The organism is Pedobacter sp. MC2016-14 (genome assembly GCF_020991475.1).
Lineage (GTDB): Bacteria > Bacteroidota > Bacteroidia > Sphingobacteriales > Sphingobacteriaceae > Pedobacter.
The window spans coordinates 990,482-1,007,711 of sequence record NZ_JAJMPA010000001.1 but is presented as its reverse complement, the minus strand read 5'-3'; the positions used below and the strand labels follow the sequence as shown (position 1 = coordinate 1,007,711).

The following is a 17,230-nucleotide window of genomic DNA, read 5'->3' as shown; positions in this document are numbered from 1 at the left end:
TATTAGCCCTACATGATACAAGAATATTTAAGTGCAACTCCAGTAGCCTCAGTCATTTTCCTTTTTACAATAGTTACCAGCCTTTATGCATTTAATGACCCCTCCTTGTATGGAAAGTTTATGCTGCATCCATATACCGTATCACGTAATTCCAAATTATATACTTTCGTAACCAGCGGACTGATCCATGCCGACTGGATGCACTTGTTTTTTAACATGTTTACCTTTCATGCCTTTGCTTTTGCCCTGGAAGAGCGTATTGGCCACTGGCAGTTCGGTTTACTTTATATTGTGGGCTTAATTTTAAGCGATGTTCCTTCCGTAATTAAACACAAGGATAACTACGGATACAACAGTCTTGGCGCATCAGGAGCCATCAGCGCAGTATTGTTTAGCTATATTCTTTTCAATCCTATGAGTTTAATTGGGATTTTTCCACTGCCTTTTCGTATTTACGCCATAGTATTTGGCTTCCTTTACCTGGTGTATTGCTGGTATATGTCTAAAAACTCGCGAGATAACATCAACCATGATGCACACTTATTTGGTGCACTAACAGGGCTAATCGTTACTATAATTTTAGTTCCGGGAATTATTCAGAATTTCCTTACGCTCTTAACCGGCAAGGGGTAAACAGGCAGGATCGAAATAGCTTAATGGTGCATAAGGATCTTTGATGATCTCAAAAAGCGTATGCCCCCAGGGTTTCCAAAAATTTTCTAACACCTGCCCATATGTTTTATGCTGCCACACATCAAAAAGAGGTTTATTAAACGTTCCTTTTAATGGCATCGCATCTATATATATAGACCCTTCTACCGGCATAATGGCATATTCCGGAAGTCTGTTAAAAAGATAGGCCGAATAAAAAAACCGCGCACAGAGCTCTTCAAACTGTTGTTCAGAAAGTGGTTTATCTTTTATTTCATCCAGTATCTCCTGGTGATATTTTTTATTGGTTCCATTGTCCTGCAAACAGGCTATGATGCCAAAGTCTTTGAGTTTCAAAGAAAAGGTAAGCGTATTGATTTCATCACGAAAACTAAAATAATGATCGGTTTGATCCAGTGGTACCACCACGATAGACCATGGTGTAAAATCTTCAAAAACCACATCCAAGTAAATACCCTGAATCATGGTATTTAAATTCCCAAACTTATGCATCAAACCTTGAGACATGTTTATGCCATCTCCACTAAGCTGCTGTTGCCTAATGGCACCAACCATCTCCACATAGATCAAACTGTACATAAATTTGCCTATCCACCTAAAAAGGTCCTTCTCCTCAATTTTAGAAACGCCGGCATAACCCTCTCTAAAAGCCTGGGCCATCTTTTCTTCCAGTGGGTTCACAAAATGATGAAGCACTTCTTCATTTACGGGCACTTTCAATGTATTGTAAGCGCGGACACTTTCATCCAGCAACTTAATTTGTTCATTGCCACTATAATTTGCTACTTCTAATAACCATGCAGGCAATACAGGGCTTTCTACAAGTGCAGTTTTAAAGGTATCACCACTCAAGAAGCATGTCTTGTACTTAAAATCAAAGTTTTTAAAAGGCTGGTAGATGGAACTGTTCATAACGCCGATAAAATTAGGTATATTATCTTTACATTAGCAGAAGCATACTTTTTTTAACCTTCATATTACTATAGCCGCTATCATGCAAGCACGTTACATTTCTTTTAATCTGGAACTTAAACATACCTTTTCAATTGCCAAATTTTCCAGAACCAACACCCCTTTACTACTTTTAAAACTCACTTATAAAGATGGTGTTATTGGGTACGGAGAGGCGTCAATGGTTCCTTACATGGGCGAGAATTATGAAAGCGCAGAGGCCTTTTTAGCCAAGGTGGATTGGAGCAGGTTTGAGTTTCCTTTTGATTTTAAAGAAATCATAGCCTATCTGGATAGCCTGGCGCCGGGTCATCCCGCCATAAAAGCAGCGATAGACATTGCGCTGAACGACATCAACGGGAAGTTACGGCATAAACCCTGTTATGAAATCTATGGCGCAAATCCAGAGAACATGCCCCTCACCTCTTATACCATAGGCATTGATACACCAGAAGTGATCAGAGAAAAGGTTGCTGATGCAAAAGGCTTCAAAGTATTAAAGATTAAGTTGGGGCGTGACAATGACAAAGAACTAATCAACACCATAAGAAGCATCAGTGATTTGCCCTTATATGTGGATGCCAACCAAGGCTGGAACAATCGAAAAAATGCAATAGAAATGATTTATTGGTTGCATGACCAGGGCGTTGTACTCATAGAGCAACCTATGGATAAAGCAGACCGTGAAGGAAATGCCTGGTTAACCGAAAGAAGCCCAATTCCAATTCTAGCCGATGAAGCGGTACAGCGCCTGGCTGATATGGACAATTTAAGAGGAGCTTATCATGGTATAAATATCAAATTAATGAAAAGCACGGGGATGTATGAAGCACATCAGATGATCCTTAAAGCACGCTCTTTTGGCATGAAAGTTTTAATAGGCTGTATGAGCGAAACCTCTTGTGCTACCCTTGCAGGAATAGCTTTGGCTCCATTATGCGATTGGGCAGATCTGGACGGGCCCTGGCTTACAAAAAACAATCCGTTTACCACCCCAGAGATGATAAACGGAAAGTATGTATTAAAGAATATTCCAGGCCTTGGACTGGAACAAATAGAAAATGCTAATTTGTTTTATCCTTAATGGATTGCTGAAGGTCTTTAATCAACCTGATCTTTAAATAAATAAAAAAGATTGCTGTTGCCACAAAAAGGGCAACAACGGGATAATTATCATTTTCAAGCCCTTTTTTCAAGCCTACTACAGACACAATCATGCCAATGTAGAAGAAAACATTAAGTGCTATTTTCTTTTTCATCTTAGTATACTTGCATGTCAGGATCAAACGCTTCCTGCCAGGCCAATATGCCTCCTTTTAAATTGTACAGGTTAGTAAAACCATGCATTTGCTCTAGTTGCATTACAGCAGCAGCGCTTCTTTTGCCACTTCTGCATTGCATAATTACGGGCTTATCTGTAGCAATTTTTTCCACCTCAATTAAAATGCCTCCCAATGGAATATTCTCACCGTTAAGGTTCGAGGTCTCATATTCAAAAGTTTCCCTAACATCAATCAGTTGGAAATCTTCATTATTGTCAATTTTATGCTTCAGTTCTTCTACGCTTATTTCTTTCATTGCTTTCTTTATCGTCTTGTTTATGACAAAGATAATGATTTAAAATAAACGGCGAAGCGCTCATAAAGCCCAGCGCAATGAAGAATACTGAATAATGCCGTATGGTAAGCAGTAATTGACATGCAAATCAGCTACTTCTTGTAACAAAGCAGCATAACGCGCGTTTAATAGCTGGTTAATTAAAAACTGCTACATATCATGAATGTAATCTCCCGTTTTTTCTGGTTCTGCGCCGGCGTACACCTCAATACATTAAAAAAACACCCTACAGAGTTTAACAAATACATAGGCATTGGCGCCACCATTTTCTTCACCGGCTTGTTTGCAGCACTATCCGGCGGATACGCCATATATTTTGTTTTTAAAGGAGATACAGCCGCAGTTTTGTTTGCTTTATTTTTTGGTCTGCTTTGGGGCCTGGCCATCTTTAACATGGACCGCTATATCGTCTCCAGCATCAACAAAAATGCAGGTACCGGCAAGCAAATCTTACAAGCAACGCCCAGAATTTTACTGGCCATTATGATCGGAATGGTTATTTCGCGCCCTTTAGAACTCAAGATCTTCGACAAAGAAATCAAAGAACGTCTTAAAGTCAGTTACCTCAACAATCAGCAGTCTAAAATTGATACATTAAATAAATCATTTTCCAACAAATACACCATTGAACTGGCCAAATTACAGGATGCAAAACGTCAGCGAGATTCAACCGAAGCAGGAATTAAGAGTGACCGGGAAAAGCTCAATTTTGAGATTTTTGGTAATAAAACGGCAGAAACATCGGGTATCATGGGCTATGGGCCTTATGCAAAAAGAAAAGAAGCAGAGCTTAAGCAAAGGGAAACGCAACTTGACACATTAAGTGCCGAAGTAAGGAGAATGGAGCGCTTTGTAGACGACCGCAAGGAATTTGATGGATTGTTATCTGAGCGGCTTTATACCACCAAGCAATTAGATAGCCTTGCCAATGTAGCAGGCTTTGCCGATAGAAACTGGGCACTGGGACAGTTAAGTTTCAACACCAATGGTACACCAGATGTGAATACCTCACTGGCCATAACCTTTATTGGCCTGCTATTTATCTTTTTTGAATGCCTTCCGGTTTTTGTCAAGCTCATGAGCGCACGCGGTCCATATGACCGTTCTGTTTACAACCTTGAAGCCACGCAAATTCACGAATCAGAAAAAGAAATGCAGTATGAAGTTGCGGTTATAGACAACATCCATGAGACCCGCGTAAGTACCGAAACTGACAAACGCAAAGAATTGATTGTCAAAAAAGCCGCGCATGACTTAAAAAATCACGACTTTAACGCTTAATTTTGCTTACTAACTTACAATCATGAAGAAACTATCACTTTACCTCCTATTTGCCCTGCTTATCACTGGGCAGGCATCTGCGCAAAAAATTAACAAAATCATCAATAAAAAATACGTAGACAATCTTATAAAAACACTAAGCAGTGACGACATGCAAGGCAGGGCAACGTACAGTCTGGGCATTGATAAAGCAGCAAGTTTTATCGAAGGAGAATTTAAAAAGATCGGGCTTCAACCACTTCCAGGCACTACAGGCTACAGACAGAACTTTCATAAAGATTCTACAGATAAACGTCCGTTATTCAATGTGGTCGGTACAATTCCTGGTAAATCTAAAACTAAAGAAATGGTTATCTTTTCCGGGCACTATGATCATCTGGGTATACTAAAAGCAGATGGCCAGGATAGCATTGCAAATGGTGCTGACGACGATGCCTCGGGCATTACAGCCATGATTGCCTTAGCAAAATACTACAAGAAACTTAACAACAATGAAAGAACACTCATTTTTGTTGCCTTTACAGCAGAAGAAATTGGCGGCTTTGGCTCGCAGTATTTCTCAAAACAACTTAATCCAGATGATGTTGTAGCCATGTTTAACATAGAAATGATTGGTAAAGAAAGTAAATTCGGTAAAAATGCTGCTTTCATTACTGGCTACGAACGTTCCGACTTCGGCAAAATACTTCAAAAAAACTTGAGCGGCAGTCCCTTTTCTTTCCATCCAGACCCCTATCCGCAACAGCGATTGTTTTACAGAAGCGACAATGCTACACTGGCTGCTTTAGGCGTTCCAGCCCATACCATTAGTACAGACCAGATAGATACAGACCAATTGTACCATTCCGTTAAAGACGAATATAGCTCACTCGATGTAGATAACATCCTATCAACTATCAAGGCCATAGCACAGAGTGCCATCACTATTGTACAAGGTACAGACACGCCAACAAGAATTCCTAAAAGAAAATAGCTTATATAGCTTTCACCATTACATAATCATTCATAAAGAAACCGTTGCCAATCTCAATGTCAACGGTTTCTTTTATTTCGAAGCCCGCTTTCAAATAAAAATCCCTTGCGGCATTCTCCCGGTTAACATTTAACTCCAGCGTCTTACCTCCACCATTACGCACTTTGTTTACCACTTCGTTGATCAATAATTTGCCTACTCCTTTACCATGCGCTTCTGGAAGCACATAAAGCTTATGGAGTTTGTAACTGAAGTTTTCAGGATCTGTTAGCGAGTAGGATGCAAATCCGAGACTCTCCTCATTATCCTCTGCAATAAGAAACAAATAACCTTTCATCATTTCCTCTAGCAGTACCCCGGTATTATACATTTTATCCAGCATATAATCCACTTGCTTCTGCCCAATAATCGGCAAATAAGTTGGCTCCCATGTTCTTCTGGCCATCACTTGTATATCGGGAATATCATCTTCCTTACCTTTTCTTAATGTAATCATAAACTCAGCAATAGTATATAAAAGTACAATAGTATAAATTATACTGATGTTCTTTTCATCAAACTGTAGAGAAGTGCAACACACTAAAAGTATAGCCTTAAAATAATCCTTTAATAACAAGATAGTTACCAAAATAAGGGTTTAATGGCATGGAGCTTGCGTTTTTGGCTTTCATAACATCACCTAATTGAAATACGTAATCAAATGAGAAAAAACACTCTACCCAGTTTACTCTGCCTCTCCATTCTAATTATCGCAGGCACAACATCCAAAAGCTTTGCTCAGCAGGATACCATTCCAAAAGTTACAAAAAAACCAGACTCAGTTCCCGCTCCAACAAAACCTGCAGCAGCAGCTAAAGACAGTTCGGTTACACCAGTTACACCTGTTGCCACACCAGCGCCAACAGTACAAGATTCCGTAAAAGGTACGGTATTTGACGCTACTGGTCCTTTACCAGGGGTTATTGTTTCCGTGAAGGGCACAGATGCCAAAACAGGCACAGATGCACAAGGTCGCTATCGCATCGCCGCTTCCGGAACCTCTACACTTATCTTTTCTTTTGTAGGCTTTAGTCCCAAAGAAGAGCCGGTAAAGAACCGCAAAACAGTTGATATCCTACTTCAAACACAATCCAAAGTTTTAAATGAAGTTCAGGTTGTAGGAACCGGCTACGGAACGGTAAACCGGTCAAAACTTACAAGTTCTGTGTCAAGCATAGGTGCCGGACAAATCAAAAATGAAGTACTACCCACCATTTCGCAAGCCATCCAGGGCAAAGCGGGAGGTGTTCAAGTTACTCAAAAATCAGGCTCGCCTGGTGGTGGACTCAACATCAGGGTACGGGGTACCACATCCATCAATGCCAGCTCAGACCCCCTTTACGTAGTTGATGGAATACCAGTAAACAGCACCACCAACTTTACAGGAGGTAGCGATTTCAACTTTGGTGGTGGAACACAAGGGATTAACATTCTCGCCTCCATAAACCCATCAGATGTACAATCGGTTGAGGTTTTAAAAGATGCAGCCTCTTCTTCTATATATGGAGCCAGAGCTGCTAATGGGGTTGTCTTAATTACAACTAAAAAGGGACAGGCCGGAGCCAGTACTTTTAGCTTTAATGCTTACGAAGGTTTTTCTCAAGTACCCAATGAACGCAAGTATAAGTTTATGAATACGGCAGAGTATCAGGACTACATGCGTGATTTCTATCAATACATGACAGATAATGCCGGAAATCCTACACCAATGGCACCACCGGCCTCCATATTAGCCAACTCCAATATCAATACCGATTGGCAGAATGAGATTTTCAGAACAGCCCCAACAAGGAATTATGAACTTTCGGCAAGTGGGGGATCTGATAAAACTCAATATTATACCTCTGTAGGTTACATGCGTCAGGGTGGTGTAATTCAAAATTCCGATTTCAGCAGGATCAGTGCACGTTTAAATCTCGATCACCAACATAGTGAAAAACTGCGTTTCTCTGCCCGTATTAACTTAACCAGAGCATTAAATGACAGGGTACAGGAAGAAAACTCTAAAGAGGGCTCTACAAAAAACGGGATCGCTGCACCCCCAAATTTACCAGTATACAATGCAGACGGATCCTATGCACTAGACCAGGTTACACTGAACCGGGAGAATCCTATTGCAATGCTCTTACTACCCATAAATAAAGCTGAAACTTTCAGAGTACTGGCCAGTACTTCTGCAGAGTATAAGTTTATCCCTCAGCTTACCTTAAAAACCAGTTTTGGGGCAGACATGAGTTATATAGACGAAACATTTTTTATGCCTCCTAATGGCATCCGTGGCTTTGCCAGCCAGGGTGGTATAGGGGCACAACGAAATACACGGGACCAGCTTTGGATCAATGAAACTACCCTTACCTATGACAATGTATTTGGCAACCATAGCCTTAATGTTTTAGCCGGCGGATCATTGCAAGGCTCAAAAATTATATTTGTAGATGCACGCCGATCTAACTTTCCTTCAAACGACATTGAATACATTTCTGCTGGTGGAACGCTTACAGGCGCTAATTCATATCCCGAGGAATGGAGTATAGCCTCCGCATTTTCAAGGGTAAACTATGATTATAAGGGTAAATACTTGCTTACGGCAACTCTAAGGGTAGATGGTTCTTCCCGTTTTGGCTCCAATAGCCGCTATGGTACATTCCCTTCCGCTGGTGTGGCCTGGCGCGCATCTGATGAGGATTTCTTAAAAACTTCAAAGGTCATCAGCAACCTTAAATTCAGGGCCAGTTGGGGAGTTACCGGTAATCAGAACATCCCTAATTATGCCAGTTTTTCATTATACAGCGGCAGTAACAATTACTTAGGAAACTCAGGATATATTCCAAATGTTCTAGGCGATAAAAACCTTAAATGGGAAACAACAGAACAGAAAAACTTTGGTCTTGACCTCGGATTGTTTAACAACCGCATTTCCATTTTAGCTGATTATTACATCAAGAATACCTCAGATCTGCTTGTAGGTATTGCAACACCAGGAAGTTCCGGCTTTTTAAGCAGATTCACTAACGTTGGTGAAATCCAGAATAAAGGTTTTGAGTTCGAATTGACCACCAAAAACTTAACTGGTGAATTTAAATGGAATACTAGTTTTAACATGTCCTTTAACAGGAATAAAGTGATTTCCCTTCCTGGCGGCGAGTTATATGGTGGATTAGGAAACCTAAACATTGCCAGAGAAGGATTGCCTCTTGGAACTTTTTATGGTTGGAAAATGCATGGGGTAAACCCTCAAACCGGACTGATTGATTATGTTAAACAAGACGGTTCCCTGGGCACGCCAACAGATGTGGCCGACCGGGTGATCATTGGAAATCCAAATCCTGATTTTTATGGAGGTATCACCAATACTTTTCAATATAAAAATTTTGATTTCAGTGTTATGGGGCAATTCTCTTATGGAAACGATGTATTCAACTACAACCTGGCAACAGGACTTGGTGGCAGCAGCTTAAGCAGCAATGGCTTTACCGACTGGACCCGCCGCTGGAGAAATCCCGGTGATGTTACAGACATTCCCCGCCCTACGCCAAACAGTTTTGACAACTCAGCAGTTTCAGACCGGTTTGTAGAAGATGGATCATTTTTTAGAATTAGAAATATAACCCTTGGTTATACCCTCGGCGATAAAGTTGCACAAAGCTTAAAAATAAAAAGCCTGCGCATCTATGCCACCGTCCAAAATGCCTATGTATTTACCAAATACAAAGGATATGACCCTGAAGTAAGTTCAAACCAGGGAGGTGCAAATCAGGGGTTAATTTATGGTTATGACTATGGAAGTTACCCACAACCACGAATTATGACTGCCGGTGTTAATCTAACTTTTTAAGCCAACTCTTTACACATTTACACATGAAAACGATTATCAAATATATTCTAGCCGCCACCGTTATACTGAGTGTTTCATCTTGTAAAAAGTTCCTTGATAAGGAACCAATTGCACAAGTAACCCCAGATAATTTCATCACCAACGAACAGAATGCAAAAGCTGCTGTATCCGGAATGTACCGCACAATGTTAAGTGCTTATTCTTATGGTCAATCTACTGTAATCATCCCCGAATTTTCGGCGCAGCATGTTAATCATGCTTCCAGTTACCCGGAATTTGTAGAATTTTCACAAAACAAGATTCGTGTAGATAATCCCTGGACAATGAACATCTGGAATGCCACCTATGCAACCATTAATGCCGCAAATAACATTATAAAACGAGTAGCCGAAATTCCTGCTAATGCCATTAATGGAGAAAAAAGGCAGCAATTTATTTTAGAAGCTAAGTTTGTTAGGGCTTTAAGTTACTTTACACTGGTTCGGGCATTTGGAGCTGTGCCGCTACTTGTTGTTCCAACAGCAGAAGATAGTGATTTAAGACCAAGCAGAACACCAGCAGAACAAGTGTATACACAAATCATTACCGATTTAACAGAAGCCGCAACTTTACCAAATGGATATGCAAATACAGCAGAAACTAAAGGTCAGGCTACAGGATTTGCTGCTAAAGCATTGCTTTCAAAAGTAAACTTATATCATGCTAACATTACCAATAATTACTCAGAATCAGCCAGATTGGCAAATGAGGTAATTACCACAGGGGGCTTCATACTCCCAGACGATTTCAGCTCGGTTTGGACAGATGAAAACACCACAGAATCCATCTTCGAACTCCAGTTCGATGCACAAGCAACCAACACGTTGGCTTCTGTAAGTAATCCAAGTCCATCTATGCTATTTTATGCTCGCGATGCTTCCATAGCAGATCTCTATGAAACAACAGATGTAAGAAAGAATTTCACTATTTATCAAGGTACTGCCCCCGATGTAAGGTATTATATTGGTAAATACAGACAATTCAGTCCACCCGTACAAAACTTCCCTGTAATACGCCTGGCAGAAATTTTACTGATACATGCAGAGGCCAAAGCACGTTTAGATGGCAACGTAAGCGAAGCAGCTTACAGTTCTTACAAAAAAGTTAGAGATAGGGCAAACCTAACTACAGCAGCCCGCAGCAGCTTTACATCCGTAGCACAATTTGTTACCGCTGTACAAAAAGAGAAAAGACTGGAGTTGATGTTTGAAGGCGAAGCCTGGTTTGATTACTGCCGCACGGGATTGGCTTTAACAGAAATGATGAGCATTGCGAACACTGATTATTACCTTTATCCAATTCCTGCTTCAGAAAGACTGGTAAACACCAACTTAAGTCAAAACAAGGGATACTAGTTCTTTTTGTTTTAAAAAAGGCGCTATTTACAAGTACTCTAACTAGTAAATAGCGCCTTTTAGGTTATAGCAATTCACTAATCAAAAGGTATGGTACATTAAAGGTAAATTCTACAAATCCATCTTTAATCACTACAAAATCTGCCTGCTCGTTTTGCTTCAAATTACTGGTTTCAAAATAAGCATTTAATGCAATTCTAAAAACACTGCCTTCCGTTTTCCAAACCCTAAATCCATTGGGTATAGCATATGATTTTTCAAGTTCATTGAACAATACAATGTTGATGCTTGGAATATAATAGTCAAGATCTATGAGCTTCTTATCCTTCGCAATAATATTTACTGCGGGGTATTTTTCAGAGATTAGGTAATTCAGTACCGTATTAAAGTCATCACCAGGCCCAGCTATGGCTTTTGTATTTTCCTGGAAAGCTTTGCCATCAACAGGATTAAGTACAACATCAACCTTTAAGCCAAGGCTAATGATCTTTTCATAAGCCCCGGAATTAACAATTAAAGTGGGGCTCCATTCCAATAATTGGCCCAAATATTCTTCATCAAAAGCCCCCAGATCATGAATATACAGGGCAGGCTCTTGCTTTTCTCTTACGATGTGATGCGATGACATCCTGCTAATATAGGTTATTCCTCAATTATAAAATGCCGCGTTTGATTAAAAGTCCTGTCAAACATATCTGTAGCTTTAACAGAAATAGTATGTTTCCCCACAGGGAGAACGGTAGGTAAAACGCCCTTCCAGAGGTGCGTACTTTTCGCGGGGTTAGAAGGCCGCCTTGCTTTCTTAGTTTTGTCTGTGATGCTTTTCCAAATGACATAGTAAATATCGTTCAAATCATTTAACATTTTTTCACCCACTTTCAGTTTTGAAGTTTCTAATATCTACAAACCCAAATCAATAAAAAATGAATAAATTAAATTATCTATTATTACCAGCGTTATTAATATCATCTTCTGTGTTGGCTGTTGAAAGTGAAAAAGTTGTAAAATCTAAATTTGAAAGTATTGGACTAGAGTCTTCAAATTTAACCATTTCCGACGTCGAAGACAGGGTAAAAAACGTGATCGTTGAGCAACTAGCCGTTGACTTAGTGGAAGTTGTCGGCACAGCAAGGTTGGTCGAGGATTTAGGAGCAGACGATCTGGATCTCATCGAACTTAGATTTGCACTAGAAGAGGAGTTTGAAATATCGATCCCTGACGAGGATTGGGAGAGGTTAACTTATGTTCAAATAATAATTGATTATATACTAAGTGAAATGCGAAGAAGGAACCGTTTGCCTATGGGTGAATTTATTTTTGCAAGTACCCAGAACCCAATGATAACACGTTTAGATTGATATCATATGGCTTTAGTCACAAAATATTAATTTAGATACCTAAATTCTAGTGAGGAGGTAATTTATCATGCGATTACCTCCTTTCTTATTACACATTATCATTTGGTAGTTAGCCGCAGGATCGCATTTCAACTGTAGGAGATTTCGCTGCTGTTATATTTACATCCTCCAAGCTTCATTCTAAAATAGCATATACATCAATTGTTGCCATTTAGCAACATTTATCTTTTGAAATAAGCTTACGAAGTAAACGTAATCCTTGCTTTTTGTGTGTTTTGATGGTATTTATACTGAGTCCCATCTGCTGTGCTATTTCTGCATTCTTTAATTCCTCTAAATAGCTCATACGAAATATTTCCTGATAATTTTTCGGAAGTGTAAGTAGTGCGCTATGTAATTCGGAAATAACTTCTGATCGCATGATTGAATTTAAACATATTGGTTCTTCAGATGGATTATTGTCCTGGATACTTAAAAAAAAGCTTTCGAGTCTTATCCGTCGCAGTTTGTTTAAACAGGCATTTCTAACCGAAGAATAAAAAAAGGGTTTTACCGATTCGGGTTTAAGATGAAGCTTATCTTTATGAGTCCAATAGATGATAAATGTTTCTTGAACTATATCTTTTGCTGAATCTGCATCATTTAAATATTTGCAAGCAAAGTATTGAAGATTAGCTTGGTGACAATTGAATAATTCGTCAATCGTCATTTCTGAGAGTTTTGATTGTGTTAACATAAGAAAGGCTATTAATCCAGGGAGTTGTTGTATCTAAATTAGTTTTAGCAACAAGAACCGCAAAAAACAAAATCGGGTGAGCCAAAATAAAAAATAAAATTAACTGACCTTTTAAATGAGAGATCTTCACGGCAAGTTTCACACCGTTTGCTGAAATTTACGTCCCTAGCCTAGATTAAACAAAGATCTATTAGTTCTCAGTAATTTGTAACATATTCAATACAATATGTTACCTTAATATTAGGCAAGCTAATTTTTATAACCTTTTTAAGAGTAGATTTGACTTTTTTAAAATAAAGTCTGAGCCATCAGCCTTTAAGATTACCTTCAATTGCGATAGATATCCATAAGAAACCTGAAAAATCAATGGACAAAAGAAATCGAAAATATTCCTCAATAGGTTTAAGAATACAAAAAGCTCCCTGCAGCGTCCGAATCTCCGATTAATTTATCTTTAACATTCCAATAAGACAACAAATGCTTCTTGCACAATGTCTTTTGCATCATCATCATCGCTCATGAACTGCCGCGCAAAATGACATAACTTCGCATAATTGTCATTAAACAACCGGGCAAAGGAATCATCATGTTGTGCTTGTTTTAACATTCAGCTCAGGCATCAGGATAAAGTATCTATCAAAAATAGCGTTTATCTGCCAGCGATACAAGGCTCAGATGATCCTTTACTCCAGGATGAACTATAAAGGCAAATTAAAAATCACTTTCTTCAGGGTCAACCTCGTGGGCTCCATTAATGGAGAACAAAGTTGAAGCGATAAAAACTAGTATGTTAATGCTAAACAGCGTAATAAGTATATTGATCATGATTGAGTCCTCCTAAGGTTTTATATTGGTTAGTGTTTGTAGCAACAAGGTACAGTATATAATGTTCAATTCGTCATTCATTTTATTCAAATAAAATTTTATTTATTAGTAGATACCAGACATTTAATATTAACTGACCAAAGAGTTAAAACAATATGGTTTCTTTTGCCTTTATAAGGACATTAAAAGCTTAATCGGATCGCCTTATAAAAAAACAAAATTAAACGGATGAAAAACACAGAAGTAAAGATCAGTTCAGACCTGCAGAAATTCATTGACAAATTTGAACCTAACAAATTTAAGCTGATGGCTAAAGGCATTGAAATCAGGGGTATCAATGACTTGCACAGAAACATCACACAGGCAAAAGAATTGATAGAGAAATTAAAGCTCAAACTTATCGTGTCCCATAATGCAGAAATGGTATGTTATGGTGGTTTTGAAGTAAACAACGTATAAAAACTCAAATTCTTGGTGAGTAAGGACTTATTCACCAAGAATTATTAATGGATGGCTTTACCTCAGATCCAAATCCATCTGAATATCGCAGCGTTCATAAGGTGATGGGTATCCTAAAATTTTCTGGAATCCCAATTTATTATAGAGGTTTATCGCAGGTTTTAACACTGTATTGCTTTCCAGATACAATTTATCAGCCCCTAGTTCCTTTGCCTTTTTGATGGCTGCTTGTCCCAGCAACCAACCTACCTTTTTCCCTTGGGCTTTTGGAGAAACCGCCATTTTGGCCAACTCATAGTCATATACGGCATCATTCATTTTTATCAATGCGCAAACACCAATCGGCTCTCCCTCATGCAAGGCCACCAAAATGCATCCTCCTCTGCTCAAAATATATCCTTCAGGATCATCCAATGCTTTATAATCCATTTCTTCCATCTTAAAATACTGGCTAATCCATTCTTCATTAAGATCTTTGAAAGCCGAAGCATACCTGGGCGTATAGTCCACAATGTGTACTTGATTATAAAATTCCATTATCATTGGTTAAGTAACTAGTCCGGCAATTTTAGAATATACAAGTTGCTTCTCCAAATAGGTCGCGGATTCATGACAAAATCTTAACAACAATAGTAGATTTGTGCTTGTTAAAGTAATTAGATGAAAGCAATAATTTTAAAAGATTTTGGAGGTGTGGAGAACCTTGCAATCACAGAACTGGAACAGCCTAACATTAAACCAGAAGAGGTATTGGTAGCCATAAAAGCCATTAGCATCAATCCTATTGATGTAAAAACAAGAGCGGGCAAAGGAGTTGCTGGTTTACTAAAAGATGAACAACCCATCATTTTGGGTTGGGACATTTCGGGTATCGTAGAAGAAGTTGGAGCTGAAGTCACCATCCTTAAAAAAGGAGATGAAGTGTTTGGCTGTATCTCCTTTCCTAAATCAGGAAAAACTTATGCCGAATTTGTTGCCGCTCCCGCAGCGGAACTGGCTATAAAACCTGACAACATTAGCCATCATGAAGCCGCAGCAGCAACGTTAGCTGCCCTTACTGCTTTACAGGCACTCCGTAATTACGCAACTATAAGACCGGGGAATAAAGTATTGATTCATGCCGCATCAGGGGGCGTTGGCCATTATGCCGTCCAAATTGCAAAACAAATGGGGGCCTATGTAATTGGAACCTCTTCTCTCCAAAATAAAGATTTTGTTTTGTCATTAGGAGCTGATGAACACCTGGATTATAAGGCCAAACCAATAGAAAATGTATTAAAAGACATTGATTTTGTACTGGATACCATTGGAGGAGACACCATCGATGCTTCTTTAGCCGTTATGAAAACCGGCGGTACAATTGTAAGTATCCCTTCTGGCTTAAATGAGCAGGTCGTTGATAAGGCTAAAGAAAGCGGCAAACATGGTTATACCATGAAAATGAAGCCTAGCGGTGAGGACATGAAAATTATAGCCGGATTTTTGGAACAGGGTACCCTTAGCTCCCATGTTTCTAAAACCTTCTCTTTTGAACAAATGGCCGAAGCACATTTACAGATTGAAAGTGGAAGTACTGTTGGTAAAATTGTTATACTACCAAACCAGTAAAACTTTTCCGCTAGCCTTATGTTAGTTCATTGAACTTGCCAAAGCAAACAACCCTTATGAGAACCAATAACATGTCTGCCAAATTCATCCAAGCCATTATTCTAAGCATTGTAATAACCAGCTGCGGAAACTCTGACAATAAAGATGCACATAAAGGGACCGATTCTGCAGCCGTTACAGACTCATCAGCAGTTACAACTCAAACCCAGCCAGATCAGTCGGCAGCAAGTACAGAAATTTTCAAAGACTTTGATTGGACTACTGTGGCTCAATCAAACGCAGTAATAGGCGCCTTCCCTTATATTAGTGCTCCCGAAGGCTTTTACATTCAGGAAAAAGATAGCTACAGCGAATCCAAAACCGGATATTCATACTACAAAGATTTTAATAAGCTATTCATATTTAACGGACAGTCTTTTTATAATGCAGAAGGAAAAGTTGCCAAACTGAAATTTCGCATGAAAGGAGAAAATACAGAATGGAATCAGTACAAGTTTGACAGCAGTGTAGACAAATATTTAAATAGCATCGGAGCAAAGCTATTAGGAAAGCTTAAATTAAGTGATGAGCAGGAGAAATTCTTAAACAAGGATGATGACATGGCTATCCACAACCACCTTATCGGAGACCCTTACAACGTACCTGTACGGTTTTACGCATTAAACCACGCTAAGGGTAAGATCATGTTCCAGGTATTTTCCAATACAGCAAGTGCTGAAGTTGGCGTGGTAGAATTAGCTGCTTTTGAACAAACCATTAAAGCCCCTACTGCTGTTGAGATGAAAAGAGACATCGATGCAAATGGTAAAGCTATATTGAACATCAATTTCGATACAGATAAATCTAATCTACTACCTGAAGGCCAAAAGATCGTTGACGAAATCCTGATCCTGATGAAGAACAATCCCGATCTAAAAATTGCCATAGAAGGCCATACGGATAATGCTGGCTCAGCCGAGCGCAACAAAAAACTATCTGCAGAACGGGCAAACACCATCTTAAAATCTATCACCGGACGCGGGATCTCTGCAAGCAGGCTTAGCGCCGCCGGATTTGGAGCAGAGCGTCCACTTGTAGCTAATGATAGCGAGGCTAATATGGCCAAAAATCGAAGAGTTGAACTGGTAAAGAAATAAATGTACCATTTAAAGCGCTTACTATTCAGCATCGCATTTTTTGTACTGATTTTTGCAACAACTTATCTTTCGATGCATGATTTTGCAGATCAACCATCAGCAACCTGCATGGATTGTTCTTATTTAAAAGATGTATTTTTCTTTTCCATATTTTCCCTTTTTTTATTTCATTTCGTTCTATTCATCATGAACAAAGCGAAAATAAATAAAACACCATTTTCACTGATCATTTCTGCAATCTTTATCCTACTTATATTCATAAATAATTTTAATCTGTTCAAAGACAGGGTCTCTTCCTGGAGTTCCTACAGCTTTAAAGACGAAGTTATTGCTACGATACTTCAAT

18 protein-coding genes and 1 pseudogene are annotated in these 17,230 nt (G+C 39.1%); 10 read left to right on the top strand and 9 right to left on the bottom strand.

What is annotated here, in order from left to right; all coding sequences use genetic code 11:
* The first annotated feature begins 12 nt into the window (after positions 1-12).
* Positions 13-633 carry a rhomboid family intramembrane serine protease gene (locus LPB86_RS04195; RefSeq protein ID WP_230641290.1) on the top strand — a complete coding sequence of 207 codons (621 nt, stop codon included), beginning with the start codon at positions 13-15 and terminating at the stop codon, positions 631-633.
* On the opposite strand, the gene LPB86_RS04190 is transcribed toward LPB86_RS04195, so the two are convergent.
* Positions 616-1,584, bottom strand: coding sequence for a hypothetical protein (locus tag LPB86_RS04190; RefSeq protein WP_230641289.1), 969 nt, complete (start codon positions 1,582-1,584; stop codon positions 616-618). The genes LPB86_RS04195 and LPB86_RS04190 overlap by 18 nt on opposite strands.
* A gap of 82 nt (positions 1,585-1,666) precedes the next feature.
* On the opposite strand from LPB86_RS04190, the gene LPB86_RS04185 reads away from it, so the two are divergent.
* Positions 1,667-2,707, top strand: a complete 1,041-nt coding sequence (locus tag LPB86_RS04185) for a dipeptide epimerase (RefSeq protein ID WP_230641288.1) — start codon at positions 1,667-1,669, stop codon at positions 2,705-2,707.
* Here LPB86_RS04185 and LPB86_RS04180 read toward each other — a convergent pair.
* Positions 2,688-2,882 (bottom strand): DUF6358 family protein, encoded by a 195-nt coding sequence (locus LPB86_RS04180; RefSeq protein WP_230641287.1) that lies wholly within the window; start codon positions 2,880-2,882, stop codon positions 2,688-2,690. The genes LPB86_RS04185 and LPB86_RS04180 overlap by 20 nt on opposite strands.
* Position 2,883: 1 nt before the next feature.
* Positions 2,884-3,201 (bottom strand): rhodanese-like domain-containing protein, encoded by a 318-nt coding sequence (locus LPB86_RS04175; RefSeq protein WP_230641286.1) that lies wholly within the window; start codon positions 3,199-3,201, stop codon positions 2,884-2,886.
* A gap of 198 nt (positions 3,202-3,399) precedes the next feature.
* Between LPB86_RS04175 and LPB86_RS04170 the strand changes: the two genes are divergently transcribed.
* Positions 3,400-4,521 carry a DUF4407 domain-containing protein gene (locus LPB86_RS04170; protein WP_230641285.1) on the top strand — a complete coding sequence of 374 codons (1,122 nt, stop codon included), beginning with the start codon at positions 3,400-3,402 and terminating at the stop codon, positions 4,519-4,521.
* Between the two features lie 22 nt (positions 4,522-4,543).
* Positions 4,544-5,494, top strand: coding sequence for a M28 family metallopeptidase (locus LPB86_RS04165; RefSeq protein WP_230641284.1), 951 nt, complete (start codon positions 4,544-4,546; stop codon positions 5,492-5,494).
* Between the two features lies 1 nt (position 5,495).
* Here the strand turns inward: LPB86_RS04165 and LPB86_RS04160 are convergent, their stop codons facing one another.
* Positions 5,496-5,990 carry a GNAT family N-acetyltransferase gene (locus LPB86_RS04160; RefSeq protein ID WP_230641283.1) on the bottom strand — a complete coding sequence of 165 codons (495 nt, stop codon included), beginning with the start codon at positions 5,988-5,990 and terminating at the stop codon, positions 5,496-5,498.
* 204 nt (positions 5,991-6,194) lie between these two features.
* Here LPB86_RS04160 and LPB86_RS04155 point away from each other — a divergent pair, with 204 nt between their 5' ends.
* Positions 6,195-9,368, top strand: a complete 3,174-nt coding sequence (locus LPB86_RS04155) for a TonB-dependent receptor (RefSeq protein WP_230641282.1) — start codon at positions 6,195-6,197, stop codon at positions 9,366-9,368.
* Between the two features lie 23 nt (positions 9,369-9,391).
* Complete coding sequence (locus LPB86_RS04150; RefSeq protein ID WP_230641281.1) at positions 9,392-10,762, top strand: RagB/SusD family nutrient uptake outer membrane protein; 1,371 nt, start codon at positions 9,392-9,394, stop codon at positions 10,760-10,762.
* A 64-nt stretch (positions 10,763-10,826) separates the two neighbouring features.
* Here the strand turns inward: LPB86_RS04150 and LPB86_RS04145 are convergent, their stop codons facing one another.
* The gene (locus tag LPB86_RS04145) at positions 10,827-11,390 is read right to left on the bottom strand and encodes a thiamine pyrophosphokinase (RefSeq protein WP_230641280.1); all 564 of its coding nucleotides are present in this window, start codon (positions 11,388-11,390) and stop codon (positions 10,827-10,829) included.
* 14 nt (positions 11,391-11,404) lie between these two features.
* Complete coding sequence (locus LPB86_RS04140; protein WP_230641279.1) at positions 11,405-11,626, bottom strand: calcineurin-like phosphoesterase C-terminal domain-containing protein; 222 nt, start codon at positions 11,624-11,626, stop codon at positions 11,405-11,407.
* Between the two features lie 185 nt (positions 11,627-11,811).
* Here LPB86_RS04140 and acpP point away from each other — a divergent pair.
* Positions 11,812-12,036 (top strand): annotated as a pseudogene (acpP, locus tag LPB86_RS04135) (acyl carrier protein); the annotation flags it as partial.
* 295 nt (positions 12,037-12,331) lie between these two features.
* Here the strand turns inward: acpP and LPB86_RS04130 are convergent.
* Positions 12,332-12,856, bottom strand: coding sequence for an RNA polymerase sigma-70 factor (locus tag LPB86_RS04130; protein WP_230641278.1), 525 nt, complete (start codon positions 12,854-12,856; stop codon positions 12,332-12,334).
* 454 nt (positions 12,857-13,310) lie between these two features.
* Entirely contained in the window at positions 13,311-13,463 is a 153-nt protein-coding gene (locus LPB86_RS20940) for a sigma factor (protein ID WP_370632796.1), read from the bottom strand.
* Positions 13,464-13,909: 446 nt separating this feature from the next.
* Here LPB86_RS20940 and LPB86_RS04125 point away from each other — a divergent pair, with 446 nt between their 5' ends.
* Positions 13,910-14,140, top strand: a complete 231-nt coding sequence (locus LPB86_RS04125) for a hypothetical protein (protein ID WP_230641277.1) — start codon at positions 13,910-13,912, stop codon at positions 14,138-14,140.
* Between the two features lie 57 nt (positions 14,141-14,197).
* Here the strand turns inward: LPB86_RS04125 and LPB86_RS04120 are convergent, their stop codons facing one another.
* The gene (locus LPB86_RS04120; RefSeq protein WP_230641276.1) at positions 14,198-14,677 is read right to left on the bottom strand and encodes a GNAT family N-acetyltransferase; all 480 of its coding nucleotides are present in this window, start codon (positions 14,675-14,677) and stop codon (positions 14,198-14,200) included.
* A gap of 123 nt (positions 14,678-14,800) precedes the next feature.
* On the opposite strand from LPB86_RS04120, the gene LPB86_RS04115 reads away from it, so the two are divergent.
* Both LPB86_RS04115 and LPB86_RS04110 read left to right on the top strand, forming a co-directional pair.
* Complete coding sequence (locus tag LPB86_RS04115) at positions 14,801-15,748, top strand: NADP-dependent oxidoreductase (protein ID WP_230641275.1); 948 nt, start codon at positions 14,801-14,803, stop codon at positions 15,746-15,748.
* A gap of 56 nt (positions 15,749-15,804) precedes the next feature.
* On the top strand, positions 15,805-16,884 hold the full coding sequence (locus LPB86_RS04110) for an OmpA family protein (protein WP_230641274.1): 1,080 nt from the start codon (positions 15,805-15,807) through the stop codon (positions 16,882-16,884).
* The last annotated feature ends 346 nt before the right edge of the window (positions 16,885-17,230 follow it).

Coding starts and splice junctions, on each gene's coding strand:
- LPB86_RS04115 (WP_230641275.1), top strand. CDS start 14,801: ATGAAAGCAATAATTTTAAAAGATTTTGGAGGTGTGGAGAACCTTGCA.
- LPB86_RS04150 (WP_230641281.1), top strand. CDS start 9,392: ATGAAAACGATTATCAAATATATTCTAGCCGCCACCGTTATACTGAGT.
- LPB86_RS04140 (WP_230641279.1), bottom strand. CDS start 11,626: ATGTTAAATGATTTGAACGATATTTACTATGTCATTTGGAAAAGCATC.
- LPB86_RS04170 (WP_230641285.1), top strand. CDS start 3,400: ATGAATGTAATCTCCCGTTTTTTCTGGTTCTGCGCCGGCGTACACCTC.
- LPB86_RS04160 (WP_230641283.1), bottom strand. CDS start 5,990: ATGATTACATTAAGAAAAGGTAAGGAAGATGATATTCCCGATATACAA.
- LPB86_RS04190 (WP_230641289.1), bottom strand. CDS start 1,584: ATGAACAGTTCCATCTACCAGCCTTTTAAAAACTTTGATTTTAAGTAC.
- LPB86_RS04195 (WP_230641290.1), top strand. CDS start 13: ATGATACAAGAATATTTAAGTGCAACTCCAGTAGCCTCAGTCATTTTC.
- LPB86_RS04180 (WP_230641287.1), bottom strand. CDS start 2,882: ATGAAAAAGAAAATAGCACTTAATGTTTTCTTCTACATTGGCATGATT.
- LPB86_RS20940 (WP_370632796.1), bottom strand. CDS start 13,463: ATGTTAAAACAAGCACAACATGATGATTCCTTTGCCCGGTTGTTTAAT.
- LPB86_RS04110 (WP_230641274.1), top strand. CDS start 15,805: ATGAGAACCAATAACATGTCTGCCAAATTCATCCAAGCCATTATTCTA.
- LPB86_RS04130 (WP_230641278.1), bottom strand. CDS start 12,856: ATGTTAACACAATCAAAACTCTCAGAAATGACGATTGACGAATTATTC.
- LPB86_RS04120 (WP_230641276.1), bottom strand. CDS start 14,677: ATGGAATTTTATAATCAAGTACACATTGTGGACTATACGCCCAGGTAT.
- LPB86_RS04145 (WP_230641280.1), bottom strand. CDS start 11,390: ATGTCATCGCATCACATCGTAAGAGAAAAGCAAGAGCCTGCCCTGTAT.
- LPB86_RS04125 (WP_230641277.1), top strand. CDS start 13,910: ATGAAAAACACAGAAGTAAAGATCAGTTCAGACCTGCAGAAATTCATT.
- LPB86_RS04165 (WP_230641284.1), top strand. CDS start 4,544: ATGAAGAAACTATCACTTTACCTCCTATTTGCCCTGCTTATCACTGGG.
- LPB86_RS04185 (WP_230641288.1), top strand. CDS start 1,667: ATGCAAGCACGTTACATTTCTTTTAATCTGGAACTTAAACATACCTTT.
- LPB86_RS04175 (WP_230641286.1), bottom strand. CDS start 3,201: ATGAAAGAAATAAGCGTAGAAGAACTGAAGCATAAAATTGACAATAAT.
- LPB86_RS04155 (WP_230641282.1), top strand. CDS start 6,195: ATGAGAAAAAACACTCTACCCAGTTTACTCTGCCTCTCCATTCTAATT.